Annotated in this window: 17 protein-coding genes; 9 read left to right on the plus strand and 8 right to left on the minus strand. The window is 74.6% G+C overall.

The window, feature by feature from the left end; translation table 11 throughout:
• Positions 1-72 precede the first annotated feature (72 nt).
• The 3 genes from ACWCXC_RS36050 to nirB all read right to left on the minus strand — a co-directional run bounded on the left by ACWCXC_RS36050 (position 73) and on the right by nirB (position 4,331).
• On the minus strand, positions 73-1,239 hold the full coding sequence (locus ACWCXC_RS36050) for an alkaline phosphatase PhoX (RefSeq protein WP_450683941.1): 1,167 nt from the start codon (positions 1,237-1,239) through the stop codon (positions 73-75).
• A gap of 114 nt (positions 1,240-1,353) precedes the next feature.
• Positions 1,354-1,722: a nitrite reductase small subunit NirD gene (gene nirD / locus ACWCXC_RS36055; protein ID WP_450891701.1), complete on the minus strand. Its 369-nt coding sequence runs from the start codon at positions 1,720-1,722 to the stop codon at positions 1,354-1,356.
• Positions 1,723-1,736: 14 nt separating this feature from the next.
• Entirely contained in the window at positions 1,737-4,331 is a 2,595-nt protein-coding gene (gene nirB, locus ACWCXC_RS36060; RefSeq protein WP_450891693.1) for a nitrite reductase large subunit NirB, read from the minus strand.
• A gap of 253 nt (positions 4,332-4,584) precedes the next feature.
• Here nirB and ACWCXC_RS36065 point away from each other — a divergent pair, with 253 nt between their 5' ends.
• The gene (locus ACWCXC_RS36065; RefSeq protein ID WP_450683944.1) at positions 4,585-5,373 is read left to right on the plus strand and encodes a sulfite exporter TauE/SafE family protein; all 789 of its coding nucleotides are present in this window, start codon (positions 4,585-4,587) and stop codon (positions 5,371-5,373) included.
• A 24-nt stretch (positions 5,374-5,397) separates the two neighbouring features.
• Here ACWCXC_RS36065 and ACWCXC_RS36070 read toward each other — a convergent pair whose 3' ends face one another.
• From ACWCXC_RS36070 to ACWCXC_RS36080, 3 genes are all read right to left on the minus strand, one after another.
• Positions 5,398-6,021, minus strand: coding sequence for a class F sortase (locus tag ACWCXC_RS36070; RefSeq protein ID WP_450683945.1), 624 nt, complete (start codon positions 6,019-6,021; stop codon positions 5,398-5,400).
• 106 nt (positions 6,022-6,127) lie between these two features.
• Positions 6,128-7,018 carry a hypothetical protein gene (locus ACWCXC_RS36075; RefSeq protein WP_450891694.1) on the minus strand — a complete coding sequence of 297 codons (891 nt, stop codon included), beginning with the start codon at positions 7,016-7,018 and terminating at the stop codon, positions 6,128-6,130.
• Between the two features lie 397 nt (positions 7,019-7,415).
• Positions 7,416-8,213, minus strand: coding sequence for an aminotransferase class IV (locus ACWCXC_RS36080; protein WP_450683947.1), 798 nt, complete (start codon positions 8,211-8,213; stop codon positions 7,416-7,418).
• A gap of 116 nt (positions 8,214-8,329) precedes the next feature.
• On the opposite strand from ACWCXC_RS36080, the gene ACWCXC_RS36085 reads away from it, so the two are divergent.
• Together ACWCXC_RS36085 and cutA are read left to right on the plus strand one after the other, a co-directional pair.
• Positions 8,330-8,953, plus strand: a complete 624-nt coding sequence (locus ACWCXC_RS36085) for an NADPH-dependent FMN reductase (protein ID WP_450891695.1) — start codon at positions 8,330-8,332, stop codon at positions 8,951-8,953.
• Between the two features lie 69 nt (positions 8,954-9,022).
• Positions 9,023-9,367, plus strand: a complete 345-nt coding sequence (gene cutA / locus ACWCXC_RS36090; RefSeq protein ID WP_450683949.1) for a divalent-cation tolerance protein CutA — start codon at positions 9,023-9,025, stop codon at positions 9,365-9,367.
• Between the two features lie 21 nt (positions 9,368-9,388).
• On the opposite strand, the gene ACWCXC_RS36095 is transcribed toward cutA, so the two are convergent.
• Positions 9,389-10,138 carry a SanA/YdcF family protein gene (locus ACWCXC_RS36095; RefSeq protein WP_450683950.1) on the minus strand — a complete coding sequence of 250 codons (750 nt, stop codon included), beginning with the start codon at positions 10,136-10,138 and terminating at the stop codon, positions 9,389-9,391.
• A 127-nt stretch (positions 10,139-10,265) separates the two neighbouring features.
• On the opposite strand from ACWCXC_RS36095, the gene ACWCXC_RS36100 reads away from it, so the two are divergent.
• From ACWCXC_RS36100 to ACWCXC_RS36110, 3 genes are all read left to right on the plus strand, one after another.
• Positions 10,266-11,057: a Cof-type HAD-IIB family hydrolase gene (locus ACWCXC_RS36100; RefSeq protein ID WP_450683977.1), complete on the plus strand. Its 792-nt coding sequence runs from the start codon at positions 10,266-10,268 to the stop codon at positions 11,055-11,057.
• Between the two features lie 188 nt (positions 11,058-11,245).
• The gene (locus ACWCXC_RS36105; protein ID WP_450891696.1) at positions 11,246-12,175 is read left to right on the plus strand and encodes a sirohydrochlorin chelatase; all 930 of its coding nucleotides are present in this window, start codon (positions 11,246-11,248) and stop codon (positions 12,173-12,175) included.
• Positions 12,176-12,231: 56 nt separating this feature from the next.
• Complete coding sequence (locus tag ACWCXC_RS36110; protein WP_450683952.1) at positions 12,232-13,560, plus strand: deoxyguanosinetriphosphate triphosphohydrolase; 1,329 nt, start codon at positions 12,232-12,234, stop codon at positions 13,558-13,560.
• Here the strand turns inward: ACWCXC_RS36110 and ACWCXC_RS36115 are convergent.
• The gene (locus ACWCXC_RS36115) at positions 13,541-14,629 is read right to left on the minus strand and encodes an ArsR/SmtB family transcription factor (RefSeq protein WP_450891697.1); all 1,089 of its coding nucleotides are present in this window, start codon (positions 14,627-14,629) and stop codon (positions 13,541-13,543) included. The two genes, ACWCXC_RS36110 and ACWCXC_RS36115, sit on opposite strands and share 20 nt — an antisense overlap.
• A gap of 268 nt (positions 14,630-14,897) precedes the next feature.
• On the opposite strand from ACWCXC_RS36115, the gene ACWCXC_RS36120 reads away from it, so the two are divergent.
• The 3 genes from ACWCXC_RS36120 (at position 14,898) to ACWCXC_RS36130 (ending at position 19,708) form a co-directional block, all read left to right on the plus strand.
• Positions 14,898-16,157 (plus strand): NAD(P)/FAD-dependent oxidoreductase, encoded by a 1,260-nt coding sequence (locus tag ACWCXC_RS36120; protein ID WP_450683954.1) that lies wholly within the window; start codon positions 14,898-14,900, stop codon positions 16,155-16,157.
• A gap of 117 nt (positions 16,158-16,274) precedes the next feature.
• A complete protein-coding gene (gene dnaG, locus ACWCXC_RS36125) occupies positions 16,275-18,182 on the plus strand; it encodes a DNA primase (RefSeq protein ID WP_450683955.1) in 1,908 nt (635 codons plus the stop codon).
• A gap of 161 nt (positions 18,183-18,343) precedes the next feature.
• A complete protein-coding gene (locus ACWCXC_RS36130) occupies positions 18,344-19,708 on the plus strand; it encodes an RNA polymerase sigma factor (RefSeq protein WP_450891698.1) in 1,365 nt (454 codons plus the stop codon).
• The last annotated feature ends 31 nt before the right edge of the window (positions 19,709-19,739 follow it).

A 19,739-nucleotide genomic window follows, 5' to 3' on the forward strand; every position in this document is an offset into this window, starting at 1 on the left:
CCCGGCCCCCGCGTGCGGTCCTCCTTGGGGCGGGGCGCGGGTGCGGACGCCGCGCGGCCGGGGTTCGGGCGCTCAGCCGCGGAACGGCCCCGTGACCTCGTAGGTGATGCCGCCGGACGAACTGCCGCTGGTCCCGCGCTGCGAGGAGAAGTAGAGCCTGCTGCCGTCCGGGGAGAAGGCCGGGCCGGTGATCTCCGAGCCCGACTGGCCGCTGATCCGCAGGAACGGGGCGACCGTGTCGTCCGGGGTGATCAGGCAGATCTCCATGTTCCCGCCGTCCTCGGCGACGTACAGATCGCCCGAGGCCGACCGGGTGACGTTGTCGACGCCCGTCAGCGGGGCGCTGCCGCCCGTGACCAGCGAGTCGTCGTAGGCGAGCGAGAGGCTGGACGCGTTCGCGTCGTACGCCCACACCCGGTTGTCGCCCTTCGTGGTGAACCAGCAGGTGCCCGCCGCGTAGAAGCAGCCCTCACCGCCGTTGAACACCTTGGCGCCCGCGACCTGGTAGCGGGTCTGGGTGGGCGAGCCGTCCGGGTCGGGGACCGTCGACCAGGTCACCGGGCCCGAGGTGCCGGTCCCCGCCACCAGCACCTGGAGCGTGCCGGCGGACAGGTCGCCCCAGGTCGTGGGGCGGAAGCGGTAGAAGCGGCCGTCCGTCTCGTCCTCGGTGAGGTAGACGTATCCGTGGTCCGGGTCGACCGCCGCGGCCTCGTGCTTGAAGCGCCCCAGCGCCGGGCGCTGCACGGCCGCGTTCACCCCCCACGGGTCGGTCTCGTAGACGAAGCCGCGGCTGACCTCCTCGCAGGACAGCCAGGTGTTCCACGAGGTGCGACCGCCCGCGCAGTTGTTGTTCGTGCCGGACAGGATCCGGTAGGCGGAGGTGACCGTACCGGAGGCGTTGAAGCGCACCGCGCTCGCCCCGCCGCCGCTGCCGGAGGAGACCTCGGCGTTGGAGACGTAGATCCAGCCGCTGCCGTCGGCGAACGTGGCGCCCCCGTCGGGCGCGCTGTGCCAGGCGTACGAGGTGCCGGGGACGGTCTGCCCCGAGCGGGCGACGATCCTGCTGGTGAAGCCGGCCGGCAGCAGGATTCCGTTGCCGTTGGCCGCCTGGAGCGCGCCGTACGGGCCGGTGGCCGGCTGGGCGGGACCGGCGAAGGCGGCACCCCGCCACAGGGTGCCGCCGAAGGCCGCGGACGAGCCGCCGATCACGGCGGTGCGAAGGAAGGTCCGACGTTCCACGATCACTCCACGGGTGAGTGAGGGCCCGCCGGTCCGGTCGGCCGGCGGGTCGAACGTCAGGACAGTAGAGGGACGCGGTTGACGGAGCGGCAACGCGCGGTGAACGCGCCGCGTTCAGTCCGCGCGGACCTCGAAGACCGGGACGGACACCTCGTCGTCGTCCAGGCAGGCCCCCGTCGCCAGGTCGAAGCGCTGCTTCAGCAGCGGCGAGGCGACGAAGGGCTGTCCGCCCGCCGAGCCGACCAGCCCGCGCGAGAGGACGTACGCCCCGGTGAACGGGTCGCGGTTGTCGATCGCATACGCCCGCCCCGCCCGGTCCAGGAACAGCGCCACCTGCCGGCCGTCCGGCAGCAGGACCGCGACCCCCCGGCCGGGCGTCAGCACCGAGCGGTCGCACACCGTGAGCCAGCCGTCCCCGGCCGCGAGCCGCACGGCCCCGTTCGCCGCCCGCTCCGGCCGCGGGGCCGTCGTCCGCGGGGTCATCGTCTCTGTCGTCATCAGGAGGGGGTCCCTTCGAGGGTGCGGACGGCGAGGACGGGGCCCGCGAGGATGTCCAGATCGGGCTTGACCTGGTCGCGCTCGGGGACGAACCTCACCGACGGGTCGGGCGCGTCGGGCGCGTTGACGAAGGTGACGAAGCGGCGCAGCCGCTCCGGGTCGTTGATGGTCTCGGCCCACTCGTCGCGGTAGCCGCGGACGTGGTCGGCCATCATCCGCTCCAGCTCGTCGCAGAGCCCGAGCGAGTCGTGCACGACGACGTCCCGGACGTGCTCCAGGCCGCCCTCGATGCGCTCCAGCCAGGCCGAGGTGCGCTCCAGCCGGTCCGCGGTGCGGATGTAGAACATCAGGAAGCGGTCGATCAGCCGCACCAGTTCGGCGTCGGACAGGTCCTGGGCGAGCAGATCGGCGTGGCGCGGGGTCGCGCCGCCGTTGCCGCCCACGTACAGGTTCCAGCCCCCGGCGGTGGCGATGATCCCGAAGTCCTTGCCGCGCGCCTCCGCGCACTCCCGGGCGCACCCGGAGACCGCCGACTTCAGCTTGTGCGGGGAGCGCAGGCCCCGATAGCGCAGCTCCAGGTCGATCGCCATCTTCACGGAGTCCTGGACGCCGTAGCGGCACCAGGTCTGCCCCACACAGGACTTGACCGTCCGCAGCGACTTCCCGTACGCGTGCCCCGATTCGAAGCCCGCGTCGACGAGCCGCGTCCAGATCAGCGGCAACTGGTCCACCCGGGCGCCGAACAGGTCGATCCGCTGGCCCCCGGTGATCTTCGTGTAGAGCCCGAAGTCGCGGGCCACCTCGCCGATCACGATCAGCTTCTCCGGGGTGATCTCCCCGCCGGGGATGCGCGGCACGATCGAGTACGAGCCGTTGCGCTGGAGGTTGGCGAGGAAGTGGTCGTTGGTGTCCTGGAGCGCGGCCTGCTCGCCGTCCAGGACATAGCCGCTGGCGCCGACCGTGGGGGCCAGTGAGGCGATCACCGAGCCGACCGCCGGCTTGCAGATCTCGCAGCCGTCGCCGCCGCGCGCCTCCTCCCGCCCGTGCGAGTCCAGCAGTTCCGCGTACGAGGTGATCCCGAGGGTGCGGACGATCTCGTACAGCTCGCTCCTGGTGTACGCGAAGCAGCCGCACAGCCCCCGGTCCCGGCTCTGCGGCAGCAACTGGCCGATCACCTTGACGCAACTGCCGCAGCCGGTGCCCGCCTTGGTGCACTTCTTCACCTCGGGCAGGGCGGTGTGCGCGCGGATCGCGCCCTTGGTGACGTTGTGGCAGGAGCAGATCACCGCCTCGTCGGGCAGCGCGGACGGGCCGAGGGCGACCGGGGCGCCGGCCCCGGCGGGCAGGACGAGGTGTTCCGGGGCGACCGGCGGCACCGTCCCGGTCAGCGGGCGCAGTGTGCCGTACTGCTCGGCGTCCCCGACCAGCACCCCGCCCAGCAGCGTGCCGTCCCGGCCGATGACGAGCTTCTTGTAGACGCCCGAGCGGGCGTCGGCGTACACCACGTCGAGGCAGTCCTCGGCGGTGCCGTGCGCGTCGCCGAAGGACGCCACGTCCACCCCGAGCAGCTTCAGCTTCGTCGAGAGATCGGCGCCCGTGAACGCGGCCTCCTCGCCCGCGATCACCTCGGCGGCCGTCCGCGCCATCTCGTAGCCCGGCGCCACCAGCCCGTACACCCGGCCGTCGGCGGCCAGCGCGCACTCGCCGATCGCGAAGACCGCCGGGTCGGAGGTGCGGCACGCCTCGTCGACGACGATGCCGCCGCGCTCCCCGACCTCCAGCCCGCACTCCCGGGCCAGCCGGTCGCGGGGGCGGACCCCGGCCGAGAACACCACCAGGTCCGTGGCGAGAGCGGAGCCGTCCGAGAGCGCCATCCCGGTCACCGCGCCGTCCTCGCCGGTCAGGACCTCCTGGGTGCCGACCCCCGTGTGGACGGTCAGCCCCATCTCCTCGATGGTGCGCAGCAGCGCCGCGCCGCCGCCCTCGTCGACCTGGACCGGCATCAGCCGGGGCGCGAACTCCACCACATGGGTCTCCAGCCCCAGGCCCTTCAGGGCGCCCGCCGCCTCCAGCCCGAGCAGTCCGCCGCCGACCACCGCGCCGGTCGTCGCCGTTCTCGCGTACGCCTCGATCGCGAGCAGGTCCTCGATCGTGCGGTAGACGAAGCAGCCCGTGCCGTCCCTGCCGGGGACCGGCGGGACGAACGGGTACGAGCCGGTGGCCAGCACCAGCGTGTCGTACGCGAGGACCTCCCCGGACCGCGCGGTGACCGTGCGCGCCGCCCGGTCCACGGACACCGCCGGATCGCCGGTCCGCAGCTCGAAGCCGTGCCGCTCCATGAAGCCGTCCTCGACCAGCGACAGCTCCTCGGGGGTCCGCCCCGCGAAGTACGAGGTCAGCCGCACCCGGTCGTAGGCGGGGCGGGGCTCCTCGCAGAGCACGACGACCCGGGCGGTGCCCTCGGCGGCCGTCAGCCCGCGCTCGGCGAGGGACTCCAGGAAGCGCTGGCCGACCATGCCGTGCCCGACGACCACGATCGTCGGCACGGGCGTCGCGGTGGAGGTTCGGTCGGTCGGGGAAGGGGACTCCGGCATCTCAAGGGCCTCCGTCGTCGCTCGGCGGACACCACGTCCGTGTCCTCATGCCAGGAAGCGTGCCGGGAGGGTGTTACCCGGCCGGATCCCCGCTGTTTCCCGGGAGGAACCGTGCGCTCAGCGCCCCGGACCGCCGTCTGTGAGGGCCGGGGGAGGGGCCTTCGGCCTGCGCGGTCCGCCCCGGGCTCAGATGTAGCTCAAGCTTTCGCCCACGGTTGGACGCGATACATGCCCCTTCCATACAGTCGCCGACATGCCTGACATCACCCTGACCACCCTGGTCGTGCTGTGCCTCGCCGCGGCCGCGGCCGGCTGGATCGACGCCGTGGTCGGGGGCGGCGGGCTGCTCCTGCTGCCGGCACTGCTGCTCGGCCTGCCGCACCTGCCGGCCGCCCAGGTCCTCGGCACCAACAAGGCCGTCGCCATCGTCGGCACCTCGGGCGCCGCCGTCACCTACGCCCGCAAGGCGCCGGTCCGCGTCGGCACCGCCGTCCGGATCGGTCTGGCCGCCCTGGCCGGCTCGATGACCGGGGCCTTCTTCGCCGCCGGGATCAGCAGTGAGGTGCTGCGCCCGGTGATCATGGTGGTGCTGCTGGCGGTCGCCGCGTTCGTGATGCTGCGGCCCCAGTTCGGCCGGGCCTCCGGCGACGGTACGGCTCCGAAGGTCACCCGGGCCCGCACCGTCACCGCGATCGTCCTGGTCGGCGGCGGGATCGGACTGTACGACGGGCTCTTCGGGCCCGGCACCGGGACCTTCCTGGTGCTGGCGCTGACCGCGGTGCTCCACCTCGATCTGGTGACGGCCTCCGCCACCGCCAAGATCGTCAACGTCTGCACCAACGGCGGCGCCCTCGCGATGTTCGCCTACCAGGGCAACGTGCTGTGGCAGCTGGCCGCCCTGATGGCCGTGTTCAACCTGGCGGGCGGGCTGCTCGGGGCGCGGATGGCGCTCAGCCGGGGCAGCGAGTTCGTCCGGGGCGTGCTGCTGGTCGTCGTGTTCTCCCTGGTCGCGAAGCTCGCCTTCGACCAGTGGCACGCCTGAGCGGCACGGCCCCGGGCGGTCCGGTCAGCGCACCCCGGTGAGATGGGCGTACGCCACGACGTTCCCCCGGTAGCCCGTCGCGGACGAGAAGCCGCCGCCGCAGGTGATCAGCCGCAGCGAGGCGTGCTCCGAGGCTCCGTAGACCCGCCGGTCGGGGAAGTCCTCGTTCTCGTACACCTCGATCGCGTCGAGCGTGAAGACGGCGGTGCGGCCGTCCTGGCGCAGCACCTCGATGGCGCTGCCCTTCTTCATCGCGCCCAGGTCGTAGAAGACCGAGGGCCCGTCGGCGTTGTCGACGTGGCCGGCGACGATCGCGGTGCCCTTGGCGCCGGGCGGGGTGCCGTCCTTGTACCAGCCGACGATGTCGGTGTTCCCGGCCGGAGGGACGTCGAGGCTGCCGTCAGGGCCGAGCCCGAGCCGCATCATCGGGGCGTCCACCCGGATCGCGGGGATCCTGATGCGCACCGGCGCGGAGGGCTTCAGCGGGGCCGCGACCGGGGAGCCGGGCAGCAGCCCGGGGCCGGCGGCGAACGCGTCGGCGGCGGCCGGGGCGGGCGGCGTCAGCTGGGTGCCGGCCCCGTTGCGGATCAGCCAGAGACCGGCCAGCGCCGCGACGACGAGCAGCCAGCCCTTGGCCTTCTGGGACACGGTCGTCCTCCGGGAGACGAGTGCCGGACGGGGGAGAGGGGCCCGTCCCGGTGGCGCGGGGCCACCGGGACGGGACCGGGCGGTCACGGAGAGGTGGAAGTCTCCGTCAGCCGTCCCGCGTGCCGCTCGCCCGGCGACGCAGGAGCCAGGCTCCGCCGACGGCGGTCGCGGCGAGAACGCCGGCTCCCGCCGCGATCTGGGTGGTGTCCGGGCCGACGCTGCCGCCGACACCGGTCCTCACGTGCCCCGTGGGGGCGGTGGGCTCGGCCGAGGGGTGGCGGCCGGCCGGGGTCTCGTGGCCGGAGGACGTGTCGTCGCGGCCGGGGGAGGAACTCGCGCGACCGGGCGCGCTCGGGGGCTGCGACGGGCTCGCCCAGTCCTCGGACGAGGACAGGCCGGCGGCGTCCGGGGCGTCCGGCACCAGCGCCGAACCCTCAGCCTCGGCCTCGTCGAGCCCGGCCGACGGCTCGGTGCCGTACGCGTCGGAGGGCAGACCGCTCCCGGAGGCGTCGTCCGCCGCGTCCCCGGACCCGGGCGCGCGGTCCGTCGCGCCCTGGCCGGCCGCGTCCTCGCCGGGCCGGTCCCCGGCGGACCGCGCCGCGCCGGGGGAGTCCTTGGACGGGGTGCCGGCCGCCCGCACCTCGATCTCGCCGGTGGCCCGCTTGCCGTTCGCGCAGTCCACGCCGATGCGGTACGGCCCCGGCTCGGCGTTGCCCGGAATGGTGAACGTCCCGGCCAGCACCTCCTGGAGCGTGGCCGGTGCCAGCGGGAACTCCGGTGCGTCCAGGGCCTTCGCGTCCCCGGTGGCGGCCGTGTCGCCGCCGCACGCCGAGGTGTTCACCGTGACCACGGCACCCGGGGCGGCGCTCGCCGGGGTGAACTCCAGGGACGCGGCCGGCTCCCCGTACGCGGACGGGGCGGCGGCACCCAGGCCGAGCGCGGCGGCGGTGAGGGCGGCGGCGGCGGTGCCGGTCACGAGGCGGGCAGGACGGCGCATGAGGAGTTCCTCCGAGCGGGACGGCGCGGGCTGGTGTGTCCTGCTCCGAGCCAACCGCCGCCCCGCCGCCGACGCGCGCTGACACCGGGTCAGCTTTCACCCGACCGGACCGGCGCCGCTTCCTTGCCAACCGGCATGACCGCAGGTCACAGCGGTGAATCCGGGCCATGGGGCGGCCGGTCCGGCAGCGGGTGCCGATCGGGTGACGGCCGCCGCGAAGAAAACGTTCCCGCCGACGCGCATGACCCGGCCGCGGGCGGGCACATGAAGCACACCCCCCACGGGACGGTGCGACACCGCCGCCCCCGGCCACCGCCCCCACCGGGCCCACCCCCCCTGGGCCCGGTGGGGGCGGATCGTCGGAGCGGGCCGGGCGGCCCTTACCGGGGCGCGGCCCTCAGATCTCGTCCGCCGGGACCGCCTCGTACACCGCCGCCAGCCGGCCCATCAGCTCCTCGTCGACGGCGAACCGGGCCGTCCCGATCCGGGCGACCGGCGCCATGCCCTGCGAGTTGGTGACGAACGCCGCGCGGCAGCCGCCCAGCCCCTCCACGGTCACGGACCGGCGCACCGAGGGAACGCCCGCGCCCGGCAGCCCCCGCTCCAGCAGCGCCATCGTGATGCCCAGCAGCGCGGGGGCCTGCGGCCACACCACCGAGGTGCCGTCCCAGAATCCGATGTTGGTGATCGCGCCCTCGGTCACCTCGCCGTCCGGCAGGGTCAGCAGCGCGTCGTCGAACCCGGCCCGGCGGGCCAGCAGCCCGGAGTGGACCTGCCCGAAGTCGCCGGCCCGCTTGAGGTGCGGCGCGGTGCGCGCGTACGGCACCGGCAGAAGGCTCGTGGGCTCCGGTGCCATCCGCGCCGGTCCGCGCACCGTGACCACCGGCAGCGCCCCGGCCCCGTCCGGCGCCCGCAGCCCGTACACCCGCACCGAGGCATCCACCGCCCCCGCGCCCTTCATCGCCCGCCGGACCAGCTCCCGCACCCGGTCGCCCTCCAGGGGCAGCCCGAACAGCTCCCGGTGCGCGGAGTCCAGGCGCTCCAGATGCAGGGCGAGCCCGCGCACCCGGCCGCCCCTGACCTGCATGGCGGTGAAGTGCCCGAACCCGGCGAAGGCCATCGCCCGCAGATCGTCCTCGGTGGCGGGCCGCCCGTCGAACTCGGCGTAGGGGAGCGGGGCGGAGGGAGTCGTCATGGCGCCCACCGTAGGCGGCGTACGCACACCCGGAAAAGGCGGCGAGGCACCGCGCCTCCGGCGCACCGCGAGCCGCCGCTTGACCTCAACCGAACTTGATGTACGAACCTCTCGGCATGGACCTCACCACAGCCGGAAACCCGGCCAACGACGCATCCCCGACCGGCCCGCTGAAAGTCGCGGTCATCCTCGCCAGCAACCGCGAGGGGCGCTTCGCCCCCGTCGTCGCCGACTGGTTCCTCTCCCGTACCGAGGAGCATCCCGGCCTCACGACCGATCTGCTCGACGTCGCCGAACTGAACCTGCCGACCGCCCTCTCCTACGGCCCCGGGCCCGAGGACCGGGCGCTGCTCGCGGAGGTCTCGACCCGGCTGGCGGACGCCGACGCCTTCGTCGTCGTCACCCCCGAGTACAACCACTCCTACCCCGCCCCGCTCAAGAACCTCATCGACTGGCACCGCGCCGAATGGCAGGCCAAGCCGGTGGCGTTCGTCTCCTACGGGGGCATCTCCGGCGGTCTGCGCGCGGTCGAGCACCTGCGCCAGGTCTTCGCCGAACTGCACAGCGTCTCGATCCGCGACACCGTCTCCTTCCACAACGCCGGCGCCCTCTTCGACGACGAGGGCCGCCACCGCGACCCGGCCGTCCCCGAGGCCGCCGCCAAGTCGCTCCTGGACCAACTGCTGTGGTGGGGCCGGGCCCTGAAGGAGGCCAGGACCGCCCACCCGTACGCCGCCTGAGCCGCGGATCCGGGCGGCAGGACCGACAATCGAGACGGACCCGCCGCCCGGACCGAGGAGAGACCGACCGTGACCCAGACCCCGTCCACCTGGCTGACCGTGCTCACCACCACGGACAGCGAGCAGAAGGCCCGGACGCTCGCCCAGGGCGTGGTGGAGGCCCGGCTCGCCGCCTGCGTCCAGATCTCCGGGCCCGTCACCTCCGTCTACCGCTGGGAGAACGGCATCGAGACCGCCGAGGAGTGGCAGCTCTTCCTCAAGACGACGGCCGAACGGTACGAGGAGCTGGAGGCCCACATCGAGCGCGTACACGACTACGACACCCCGGAGGTCATCGCGCTCCCGGTGGTCCGGGGCAGCGCCCGCTACCTGGGCTGGGTCTCCGCCGAGACGGCACCGGTCACCTCGCTCTGACCCGGGCCGCCGCCGGCGCCCTCACCGGGCGGCGGCCCCCGCCAGCGCCTCGCGGACCCCCGGCTCCTTCGGCCCCAGGAAGTGGGGGTCCGGCGCGAACAGCGCGTCCAGCGCCGCCTTCCCGGCGGCGAACACCTCGCGCGTCCCGCCGTAGTACCAGGTCGCGTCATGGACGTCGTCGACGCCGACGCCGTACGCGTCGATCCCCGCCGCCCGGCACAGCGCCGTCGCCCGCCGGATGTGGAAGCGCTGGCTCACCAGGACCGCCCGGTCGACCCCGAAGATCTTCTTCGCCCGGACGCAGGAGTCCCAGGTGTCGAAGCCCGCGAAATCGCTGACCACGCGGGCATCCGGCACGCCCCGGGCCACCAGATAGGCGCGCATCGCGTCCGGCTCGTCGTACTCCGCCCGGCTGTTGTCACCGGTCACCAGCACGACCCGCACCTTGCCCTCCCGGTACAGCCCGGCCGCCGCCGAGAGCCGCCGCGCCAGATACGGGGACGGCTTCCCGTCCCACAGCCCCGCGCCGAACACCACCGCCACGTCCCGGGCCGGCGCCTCGGCCGCCGTCCCGGTCCGCCCCTCGGCGGCCAGACGCAGCCAGGTGGCCGGGGCCAGCGCCAGCACACACGCGGCCACCACCCCCTGAACGGCCCGCCGCCGCCCGCGCCGGGTCCGCGGCACGCACCGCACGGCCGCCCCACGCACCCGCGCCCCGGCCCCCCGCAGCCGCTCCCGCACCGCCCGGCCGCCCCGTGGCCTCCACCGCATCCGGCACCGTCCCCTCGTCACCGGGGCGGCGCTCCGCCGCACCACCCCCCAGTGACGGACGAACTGACGGCCGAAAGGGTTCTCCGGCCCCGGCCGCCGATAGCATCACCCGATGGTGTTCCCACGACTGATCGCCTCGGATCTCGACGGCACGCTCCTGCGCGGCGACGGCACCGTGTCGCCCCGCACGCTGCGCGCCCTGCGCACGGCGGAGGAGGCCGGCACGGAGATCGTCATCGTCACCGCCCGGCCACCCCGCTTCGTCGACCGGCTCGCCGAGGCCACCGGCCTCACCGGCACGGCCGTGTGCAGCAACGGCGCCCTCGTCTACGACATCGCCACGCGCACGATCGTCTCCTCCCGCGTCCTGCCCCTGCCCCTCGCCCGCCGGGTGGCCGACGCGCTCGCCGCCGCACTGCCCGAGGTGGGCTTCGCCCTGGAGACCGGCAACCACGTCCTGTACGAACCCGCCTACCGGCTGCGGCTGTCCGAGGACGCCGGCGCCGAACTCCCCGTCCCCTCCCTCGCCGACCTCTGGCTGACCGAGGCGCCCGTCACCAAACTGCTCGCCTGGTCCGACCGGCTCGACGCCGACACCCTGCTCGCCGCGGCCCGGCGCGGCACCGGCGACGAGGTGCAGCTGACCCACTCGGGCGGCCGGGGACTCCTGGAGATCAGCGCCCCGGGCGTGACCAAGGCCGGCACCCTGGACCTCCTCTGCACGGCCCGGGGCATCACCGCCGCCGAGGTCATCGCCTTCGGCGACATGCCCAACGACCTCACCGTCCTCACCTGGGCGGGCACCGGCTACGCCATGGCCAACGCCCACCCGACCGTCCTCGCCGCCGTCCCCGTCCACACCGCCAGCAACGAGGCGGACGGCGTCGCCGAGGTCATCGAACGCCTCTTCACGATCTGACGACCCGGGCCGGTCCGGACGCCCGCGCCCGCCCCGCGACGCCCTCCGGGCGTACGACGGGACGCCCCGGACACCCCCCGGACACGCCCCGGGGCTGACGGCGGTCCGGAGCGCCCCGTGAGGCGGTCCGAAAGCTCCCGTGACCGGCACGCAACGCGACGGCAACCCACGCCCGGCACCCTCGGTCCATGAACCCCTCGGCAGCCCCGGAGCCCCCGCCCCTCGACAGCACTGCGCACCTGCTCACGCGCATCGGCGCCGAGCTCGGTGCCGCACTCGGCCGCGTCGCGCCGCAGGGCCCGCGCCCCGCGCCCCGTACCCGGCCGCACCCACTGCCGCCCCGCGCCCCCGCCCTCGTGGCCGTCGCCCACGGCAGCCGCGACCCCCGGGCCCTGCACACCGTGACCCGGCTGCTGGACCGGGTGCGGGAACTGCGCCCCGGGCTCGACGTCCGGCTCGGCCACATCGAGCTGAACGCCCCGCTGCTGCCCGACACCCTGGCCGGGCTCCGGGGCGGCGAGGCCGTCCTCGTCCCGCTGCTGCTGGGCCGGGGCCACCACGTCACGCACGACATCCCGCGCGCCGCCGAGGCCGCGCCCGCCGTGCGCACCCGCCGCGCCGCCCCGCTCGGGCCGCACCCCCTGCTGGTCGAGGCGCTCCACGGGCGGCTCACCGAGGCGGGCTGGCGGACCTCGGACGACGGCAACCGCAACAGCGCCGTGGTGCTGGCCGCCGCCGGCTCCCGCGCCCCCGAGTCCGCCGCCGACACCCGCCGCACCGCCCACCTGCTGGCCGAACGGCTCGGCGGAGTGCCCGTCGTACCCGCGTACGCCTCCGCCGCCGCGCCCACCGTCCCGGCCGCCCTGCGCGCGCTCGCCGCCCGGGGCCACCGCCGCATTGCCGTCGCCTCGTACTTCACCGCCCCCGGACGCTTCGCCTCCGCCGCGGCCGAGCGGGCGCCCTGGATCGCCGCCGAACCGCTCGGCGCGCATCCGGCGATGGCCCGGCTGCTGCTCCACCGCTACGACCGCGCCCTTACGGAACCGGACCCGTGGCAGCCCGGCCCCGGGCGGGACCACCGCGCCCCGGCGCCCGCCCGCCTCCCGGCCCCCGCCTGAGCCGTACGGCCGCCGTCGCGGCCCGTTCGTCAGAGGCGCGGATTACTGTCGATGCCATGGACGGCACCCAGCCCACACACCCCACAGCCGGCAGACAGGACCACGGCACCGCGCCCTACGGCCCGGCCGACGCCGAGCGCTGGGACCCCGAGCCGGACAAACGGCCCGGCCGCACCGCCTTCCAGCGCGACCGCGCCCGGGTGCTGCACTCCGCCGCGCTGCGCCGGCTGGCCGGGAAGACCCAGGTCGTCGCCCCCGGCACCCGCAGCCACGTCTGGGACGCCAGCCCCCGCACCCGGCTCACCCACTCCCTGGAATGCGCCCAGGTCGGCCGGGAACTCGGCGCCGCGCTCGGCTGCGACCCCGACCTCGTCGAGGCCGCCTGCCTCTCCCACGACATGGGACACCCGCCCTTCGGCCACAACGGCGAACAGGCGCTGAACGACTTCGCCTCCGACTGCGGCGGCTTCGAGGGCAACGCCCAGTCGCTGCGGCTGCTCACCCGCCTGGAACCCAAGCGCTTCGTGCCCGACACCCGCACCGGAGACCTCGTCAGCGTCGGCCTCAACCTCACCCGCGCCGCACTCGACGCCGCGACCAAGTACCCCTGGCCCCGGGGCGCCCACCCCACCGCCCCCGGCTCACCGAAGTTCGGCGTCTACGAGGACGACCTGCCCGTCTTCCGCTGGTTCCGCGAGGGCGCCCCCGAGGACCGCACCTGCTTCGAGGCCCAGGTCATGGACTGGTCCGACGACGTCGCCTACTCCGTCCACGACTTCGAGGACGGGCTGCACGCCGGACACATCGACCCCAACTGCCTGGACGCCGAGCCCGAACGCCGCGCGATCTGGGACGTCGCCGTCGGACGGTACGTCCCCGCCGGCACCGACCCGGCCGAACTGGCCGAGGCCCTGGACCGGCTCATGGACCAGGAGTGGTGGCCGCACGGCTACGACGGCTCGGCCGTCGCCCAGGCCCGGCTGAAGGACGCCACCAGCCAGCTCATCGGCCGCTTCTGCCTGGCCGCCGAGAGCGCCACCCGCCAGACCTACGGCGGCGGACGGCTCACCCGCTACGGGGCCGCGCTCGTCGTCCCCCGCGAGACCCGCAACGAATGCGCCGTCCTCAAGGCGGTCGCCGACCGCTATGTGATGCAGCGCGCCGAACAGGAGGCGATCCGCGCCGACCAGCGCATCGTCATCGCCGAACTGGCGGCGGCGCTGACCGCCCGCGCCCCCGAGGGCCTGGAACCGCAGCTGCGCGCCCTCTACGAGTCCGCCCCGGACGACCGGGCCCGCAAACGCGTCCTGGTCGACCAGATCGCCGCGCTCACCGACGCCTCGGCCCGCACCCTGCACCGCACCCTCACCACCCGCCCCCGCTGACCTGCCCGGCGGGCACCGCCGCCCGCGCCTCCCGCCGGGACGCCCCGGCGGCGGGTGCCGGACACACCCCGTCCATCAGCGCGTCGCCCAGTGGCGTCCGCCGGTGCACCACCGAGGGCCCGCGCCGCTCCGACACGACCAGCCCCGCCTCCCGCAGCACCGAGGCGTGCCGGCTCGCCGTCGACAGCGCCAGCCGCAGCACCGCGCCCAGCTGCGTCGTGCTCATCGGCCGCTCCAGCACCTCCAGCACCGCCGCCCGGGTGTGCCCGACCAACTGCGCCACCGCCGGCCGGACCGCGTCCCCCCGCTCGTCCCCGTCCGCCCCGGCCCGCTCCAGCCAGCCCGGCCGGGGGGTCAGCGGATGGACGAGGACCTGGTCCAGCCCCGGATCGGCCAGCGCCACCGGATGACGGACGCAGAAGAACGCCGGGATCAGCGTCAGCGCCCGCCCGTCCAGCCACTTCTCGCTCGCCACCGGATACGGCGCCTCCAGCACCCGGTTCTCGTCCCGCCAGGTCAGATCCGGCTGATAGGTCGCGAGCAGCCCGTCGCTGCCCCGGTCCAGCGCCGCCTGCGCCCGGACCGGCCGGTCCGCCTCCACCGCCGCCCGGATCACCCCGGCGTACGGGGCGACCGCCACCGCGTAATAGCGGCGCAGCGCGTCCCCGAGCCGGCCCAGCGCGCCCCGGTCGCCCTCGGCCAGCCGCCGCGCCCCCGAGGGCATCCGGCCCGGCCCGTACAGCTGGGACACCTCGCCGGCCAGCCGGGGGACCGGGGTCGACAGCACCCGGTCGATCCCGGTCTCCAGCTCCGTGACGCCCTGCCCCGGGGTCAGGAAGTCCGGGAAGTACGTGGCGAACGGGCAGAGCCGGGCCAGGTCCGCCACCGTGTCGGTCAGTCCGGCCCGCGCGAGCCCCGCGCGGACCTCCCGGCGCCACGGGTCGAAGACCAGCGCCGCCTGCCGGTTCTGGAGCAGGTGCAGCGACAGCACCAGCTCCCACATGGGATCGGGACCCCCGGCCACGCGCAGCCTGGTCAGGTCCTCGCTGGTGAAGTGGATACGTAACATGCGTCCCCCGAGCGCTCCACGTACACACCGCCCGGCGCGCCGCGAGTGAGGTGCGCACCGGCCGGACCCTCACGGTAGCCGGATCCCGGTCCTCTCCGCCCGCCCTGCGGACACCTTTGCGTTCTCGTCGAAAGGCGCGGCGGCGGGTCCGCCGGACCCGGGGCGACCACTGGGCGTGACCTGATCGGGTCACACCCCCTTTCGCCATTACGCTGCGTGCGGGACGCTCGCAGTTGGCGCCGCGCAGCAAGCACCGAGGAGGCATCAAGTGGTTGACGCACATCGGACGTTCGTGATCGTGGGCGGAGGGCTGGCCGGGGCGAAGGCCGCCGAGACGCTCAGGGCGGAGGGGTTCAGCGGCCGGGTCATCCTGATCGGCGACGAGCGGGACCACCCCTACGAACGCCCGCCGCTGTCCAAGGGCTACCTGGCCGGGAAGGAGGACCGCGACAGCGTCTTCGTCCACGAGACGGGCTGGTACGCGGGTGCCGAGGTCGAACTGCACCTCGGCCAGCCGGTCACCGCGCTGAACCGCGAGGCCCGCTCCGTGGAACTGGGCGACGGCACCGTCGTCCGCTACGACAAGCTGCTCCTGGCCACCGGCGCGGAACCGCGCCGCCTCGACATCCCCGGCACGGACCTGGCCGGCGTCCACCACCTGCGCCGCCTCGCCCACGCCGACCGGCTGCGCCACGTGCTGGCCGCCCTCGGCCGGGACAACGGGCACCTGGTGATCGCCGGAGCCGGCTGGATCGGACTGGAGGTCGCGGCGGCGGCCCGGGGCTACGGCGCCGAGGTCACCGTCGTGGAACCGGAGCCGACCCCGCTGCACCGCGTCATCGGACCCGAACTCGGCCAGATCTTCACCGAACTGCACAGCGACCACGGCGTCCGCTTCCACTTCGGCGGCCGGCTCACCGAGATCGTCGGCCAGGACGGCATGGTCCTCGCGGTCCGCACCGACGACGGCGAGGAACACCCCGCCCACGACGTCCTCGCCGCGATCGGCGCCGCCCCGCGCGCCGCGCTCGCCGAGGCCGCGGGCCTGGCCGTCGCCCCGCGCGAACAAGGCGGCGGGATCGCCGTGGACGCCTCGCTGCGCACCAGCGACCCGCACATCTACGCGGCCGGCGACGTCGCCAACGTGGCCCATCCGCTGCTCGGCGCCCGGCTCCGCGTCGAGCACTGGGCCAACGCGCTGAACAGCGGCCCGGCGGCGGCCCGCGCGATGCTGGGCCAGGAGGTCTCCTACGACCGGGTGCCGTACTTCTTCTCCGACCAGTACGACCTCGGCCTGGAGTACTCCGGCTGGGCCCCGCCCGGCTCCTACGACCAGGTGGTGATCCGGGGCGACGCGGGCAAGCGCGAGTTCATCGCGTTCTGGCTGAAGGACCGCAAGGTGCTCGCCGGGATGAACGTGAACGTGTGGGACGTCACCGAGACCGTCCAGCAGCTGATCAGGGTGGGCAGCCCGGTCGACCCGGACGCCCTGGCCGACCCCTCGGTGCCCCTGGAATCACTGGTCTGAGCCGGATCCGCCCCGGCCCCGGGCCCCGCCCGCGCCCCGGCCGGCGGGGACGGGGCCCGGGGCCGGATCGCACCCGGCGGCGGCCGGACCGTCCGACCCCACCCGTAGACTTCACTCGTGGCAGGCAGGATCAATGACGACGATGTGAAGGCGGTGCGGGACGCGGTCCCGATCGACGCCGTCGTGTCCGAGTACCTCCAGCTGCGCAACGCGGGCGGGGGCAACCTCAAGGGACTGTGCCCCTTCCACGACGAGAAGTCCCCCTCCTTCCAGGTCAGTCCGAGCAAGGGCCTCTTCCACTGCTTCGGCTGCCAGGAGGGCGGCGACACGATCGCCTTCGTCCAGAAGATCGACCACCTCACCTTCACCGAGGTCGTCGAGCGGCTGGCCGCCAAGGCCGGGATCACCCTGCGGTACGAGGAGGGCGGCTACAACCCCTCCCACCAGCGCGGCGAGCGGATCCGCCTGGTCGAGGCGCACAAGGCGGCCGCCGCGTTCTACGTCCAGCAGCTGGAGGGCCCCGAGGCCGAGATCGGTCGGAAGTTCCTCGCCGAGCGCGGCTTCGACCAGGCCGCCGCCGCCCATTTCGGCATCGGCTACAGCCCGGCCGGCTGGGACCACCTCACCCGCTTCCTGCGCGGCAAGGGCTTCAGCGACCGCGAGCTGATCACCTCCGGCCTCTCCCAGGACGGCCGGCGCGGCCCCATCGACCGCTTCCGGGGCCGGCTGATGTGGCCCATCAGCGACACCTCCGGCGACATCGTCGGCTTCGGCGCCCGCAAGCTGCGCGACGACGACAACGGGCCGAAGTACCTCAACACCCCCGAGACCCCGATCTACAAGAAGTCCCAGGTGCTGTACGGCATCGACCTGGCCAAGAAGGACATCGCCAAGTCCAGCAGGGCCGTCGTCGTCGAGGGCTACACCGACGTGATGGCCTGCCACCTCGCCGGGATCACCACCGCCATCGCCACCTGCGGCACCGCCTTCGGCGGCGACCACATCAAGATCCTGCGCCGGCTGCTCATGGACAACGGCAGCGCCCGCGTGATCTTCACCTTCGACGGGGACGCGGCCGGCCAGAAGGCCGCCCTGCGCGCCTTCGAGGACGACCAGAAGTTCGCCGCCGAGACCTACATCGCGATCGCCCCGGACAACATGGACCCGTGCGATCTGCGCCTGGCCAAGGGCGACGACGCCGTCCGCGACCTGGTCGAGCCGCGCACCCCGCTCTTCGAGTTCGCCCTGCGCCAGATCGTCGCCCGCTACGACCTGGAGACCCCGGCCGGCCGGGCCGCCGCCCTGGACGAGGCCGCCCCCGTCGTCGCCAAGATCAAGACGGGCAGCATGCAGCGCGAGGTCGCCGTCCAGCTGGCCGGCCTCGTCGGCATCCTGGACCAGGAGTACGTCGTCCACCGGGTCAACCAGCTCGCCCAGTGGGCCCGCGGACGCGGCGGCGACCGGCGCGGCCCCGCGTCCACGGGGCGCGGCGGTCCGCGCCACCAGGAGGCCCCGGCCCCGGTGGCCCACTCCGGCCCCGCGCTCAACCTCCGCAGCCCCGCCCACCGCACCGAGCGCGAGCTGCTCAAGCTCGCCCTGCAACGGCCCGAGCTGGTCTCGCCCGCCTTCGACGCCTACGGGGCCGACGAGTTCACCGCCCCGCCCTACGCCGCCGTGCGCGAGTGCGTCGCGGAGGCCGGCGGCGCCGAGTCGGGCCTCGCCGACAACCGCGAATACCTGGTCCGGGTGCTCGACGCGACCCCCAACGAATCGGTCCGCAAGCTGATCACGGAGCTGGCCGTCGAGGTCTTCCACGGCAAGTCCATCGACGAGACCTACGCCGGCGAGCACCTGGTCAAGGTCCGGCTGCGCGCCGTCGACCGCCGCATCGCCGACGTCCAGGGCAGCCTGGCGCGCCTCGGCAGCAATGTCGCCCCCGACCACCTGGCCGCCGCGCAGAACGAGGTCTGGGTCCTCCAGCAGTACGCCCAGTCGCTGCGCAGCCACGGCGCCGCCGCGCTCTGACGGCCCGCCCCGCCCCCAGAAAGTGCCCGCACGCCCCTCGTGGTGGCTGTGTGTCGTACCCCACACTGGGGAGCGGTGCAGGAGTCATCGGAACGCGGCCGGCCCACCGAGCGGTGGCCCCCGTCCCGCGGTCCGGCAGCGATCACCTGGAGGTCGCCCCCGTGCAGACCCGGACCGTGACCCAAACCGGGCATGTCCCGGCCCTCCCCGCGCAGAACCGGGCCGCGCGCCACCCCGAGACAGCGGTGGACCCCCCGCCGGTCCGAGCCGCCCGCCCGGACCCGGACCCGCCGGAGCCCGCCGAAATGCCGGACGCGGCCCCGCCGCCGGCCGCCGAGGTGCCGGACCCGGACCCGGACCCGCCGGAGCCCGCCGCTGAGGTGCCGGACCCGGACCCGGACCCGCCGGAGCCCGCCGCTGAGGTACCGGACTCGGACTCGCCGGAGCCCGCCGCTGAGGTACCGGACCCGGACCTGGACCCGCCGGAGGCCGCCGCTGAGGTACCGGACTCGGACTCGCCGGAGCCCGCCGAGCCGTCCGAACCGCCCGAGGCCGCCATGGAGGACTCCGGGCTCCCCGAACCGCCGGAGCCCCGGGCCCGGCCGGAGACCGCAGGGCCCTCCTCCGACCTGTTCCGCCAGTACCTCCGCGAGATCGGCCGCATCCCGCTGCTCACCGCCGCCGACGAGGTGGAACTGGCCCGCCGCGTCGAGGCCGGCCTCTTCGCCGAGGAACGCCTGGCCCGCACCCCCGACCCCGACACCCGCCTCGCCGTCGACCTGGACCGGCTCGTCGTCATGGGCCGGACGGCCAAACGCCGCCTCATCGAGGCCAACCTCCGGCTCGTGGTCTCCGTCGCCAAACGCTATGTCGGACGCGGGCTCACCATGCTCGACCTGGTCCAGGAGGGCAATCTCGGCCTGATCAGGGCGGTCGAGAAGTTCGACTACGCCCGCGGCTACAAGTTCTCCACGTACGCGACCTGGTGGATCCGCCAGGCCATGTCCCGCGCCCTCGCCGACCAGGCGCGGACCATACGGGTCCCCGTCCACGTGGTCGAACTCATCAACCGGGTCGTCCGTGTCCAGCGCCGCATGCTCCAGGAACGCGGCTACGAACCGACGGCCGAGGAGGTCGCCGCCCAGCTCGACCTCACCCCGGAACGCGTCGGCGAGGTGCTGCGCCTGGCCCAGGAACCCATCTCCCTGCACGCCCCCGTGGGGGAGGAGGACGACGTCTCCCTGGGCGATCTGATCGAGGACGGCGACGCCGCGTCCCCCGTGGAGTCCGCGGCCTTCCTGCTGCTGCGCGAGCACCTGGAGGCGGTGCTCTCCACCCTCAACGAGCGCGAACGCAAGGTCGTCCAGCTGCGCTACGGACTGGCCGACGGCCGCCCGCGCACCCTGGAGGAGATCGGCCGCATCTTCGGCGTGACCCGCGAGCGCATCCGCCAGATCGAGTCCAAGACCCTCTCCAGACTCCGCGACCACGCCTACGCGGACCAGCTCCGCGGCTACCTGGACTGACGCGTCGTCCCCGACGCGCGAGCCCCGGCAG

Source organism: Streptomyces sp. NPDC001515, assembly GCF_053597115.1.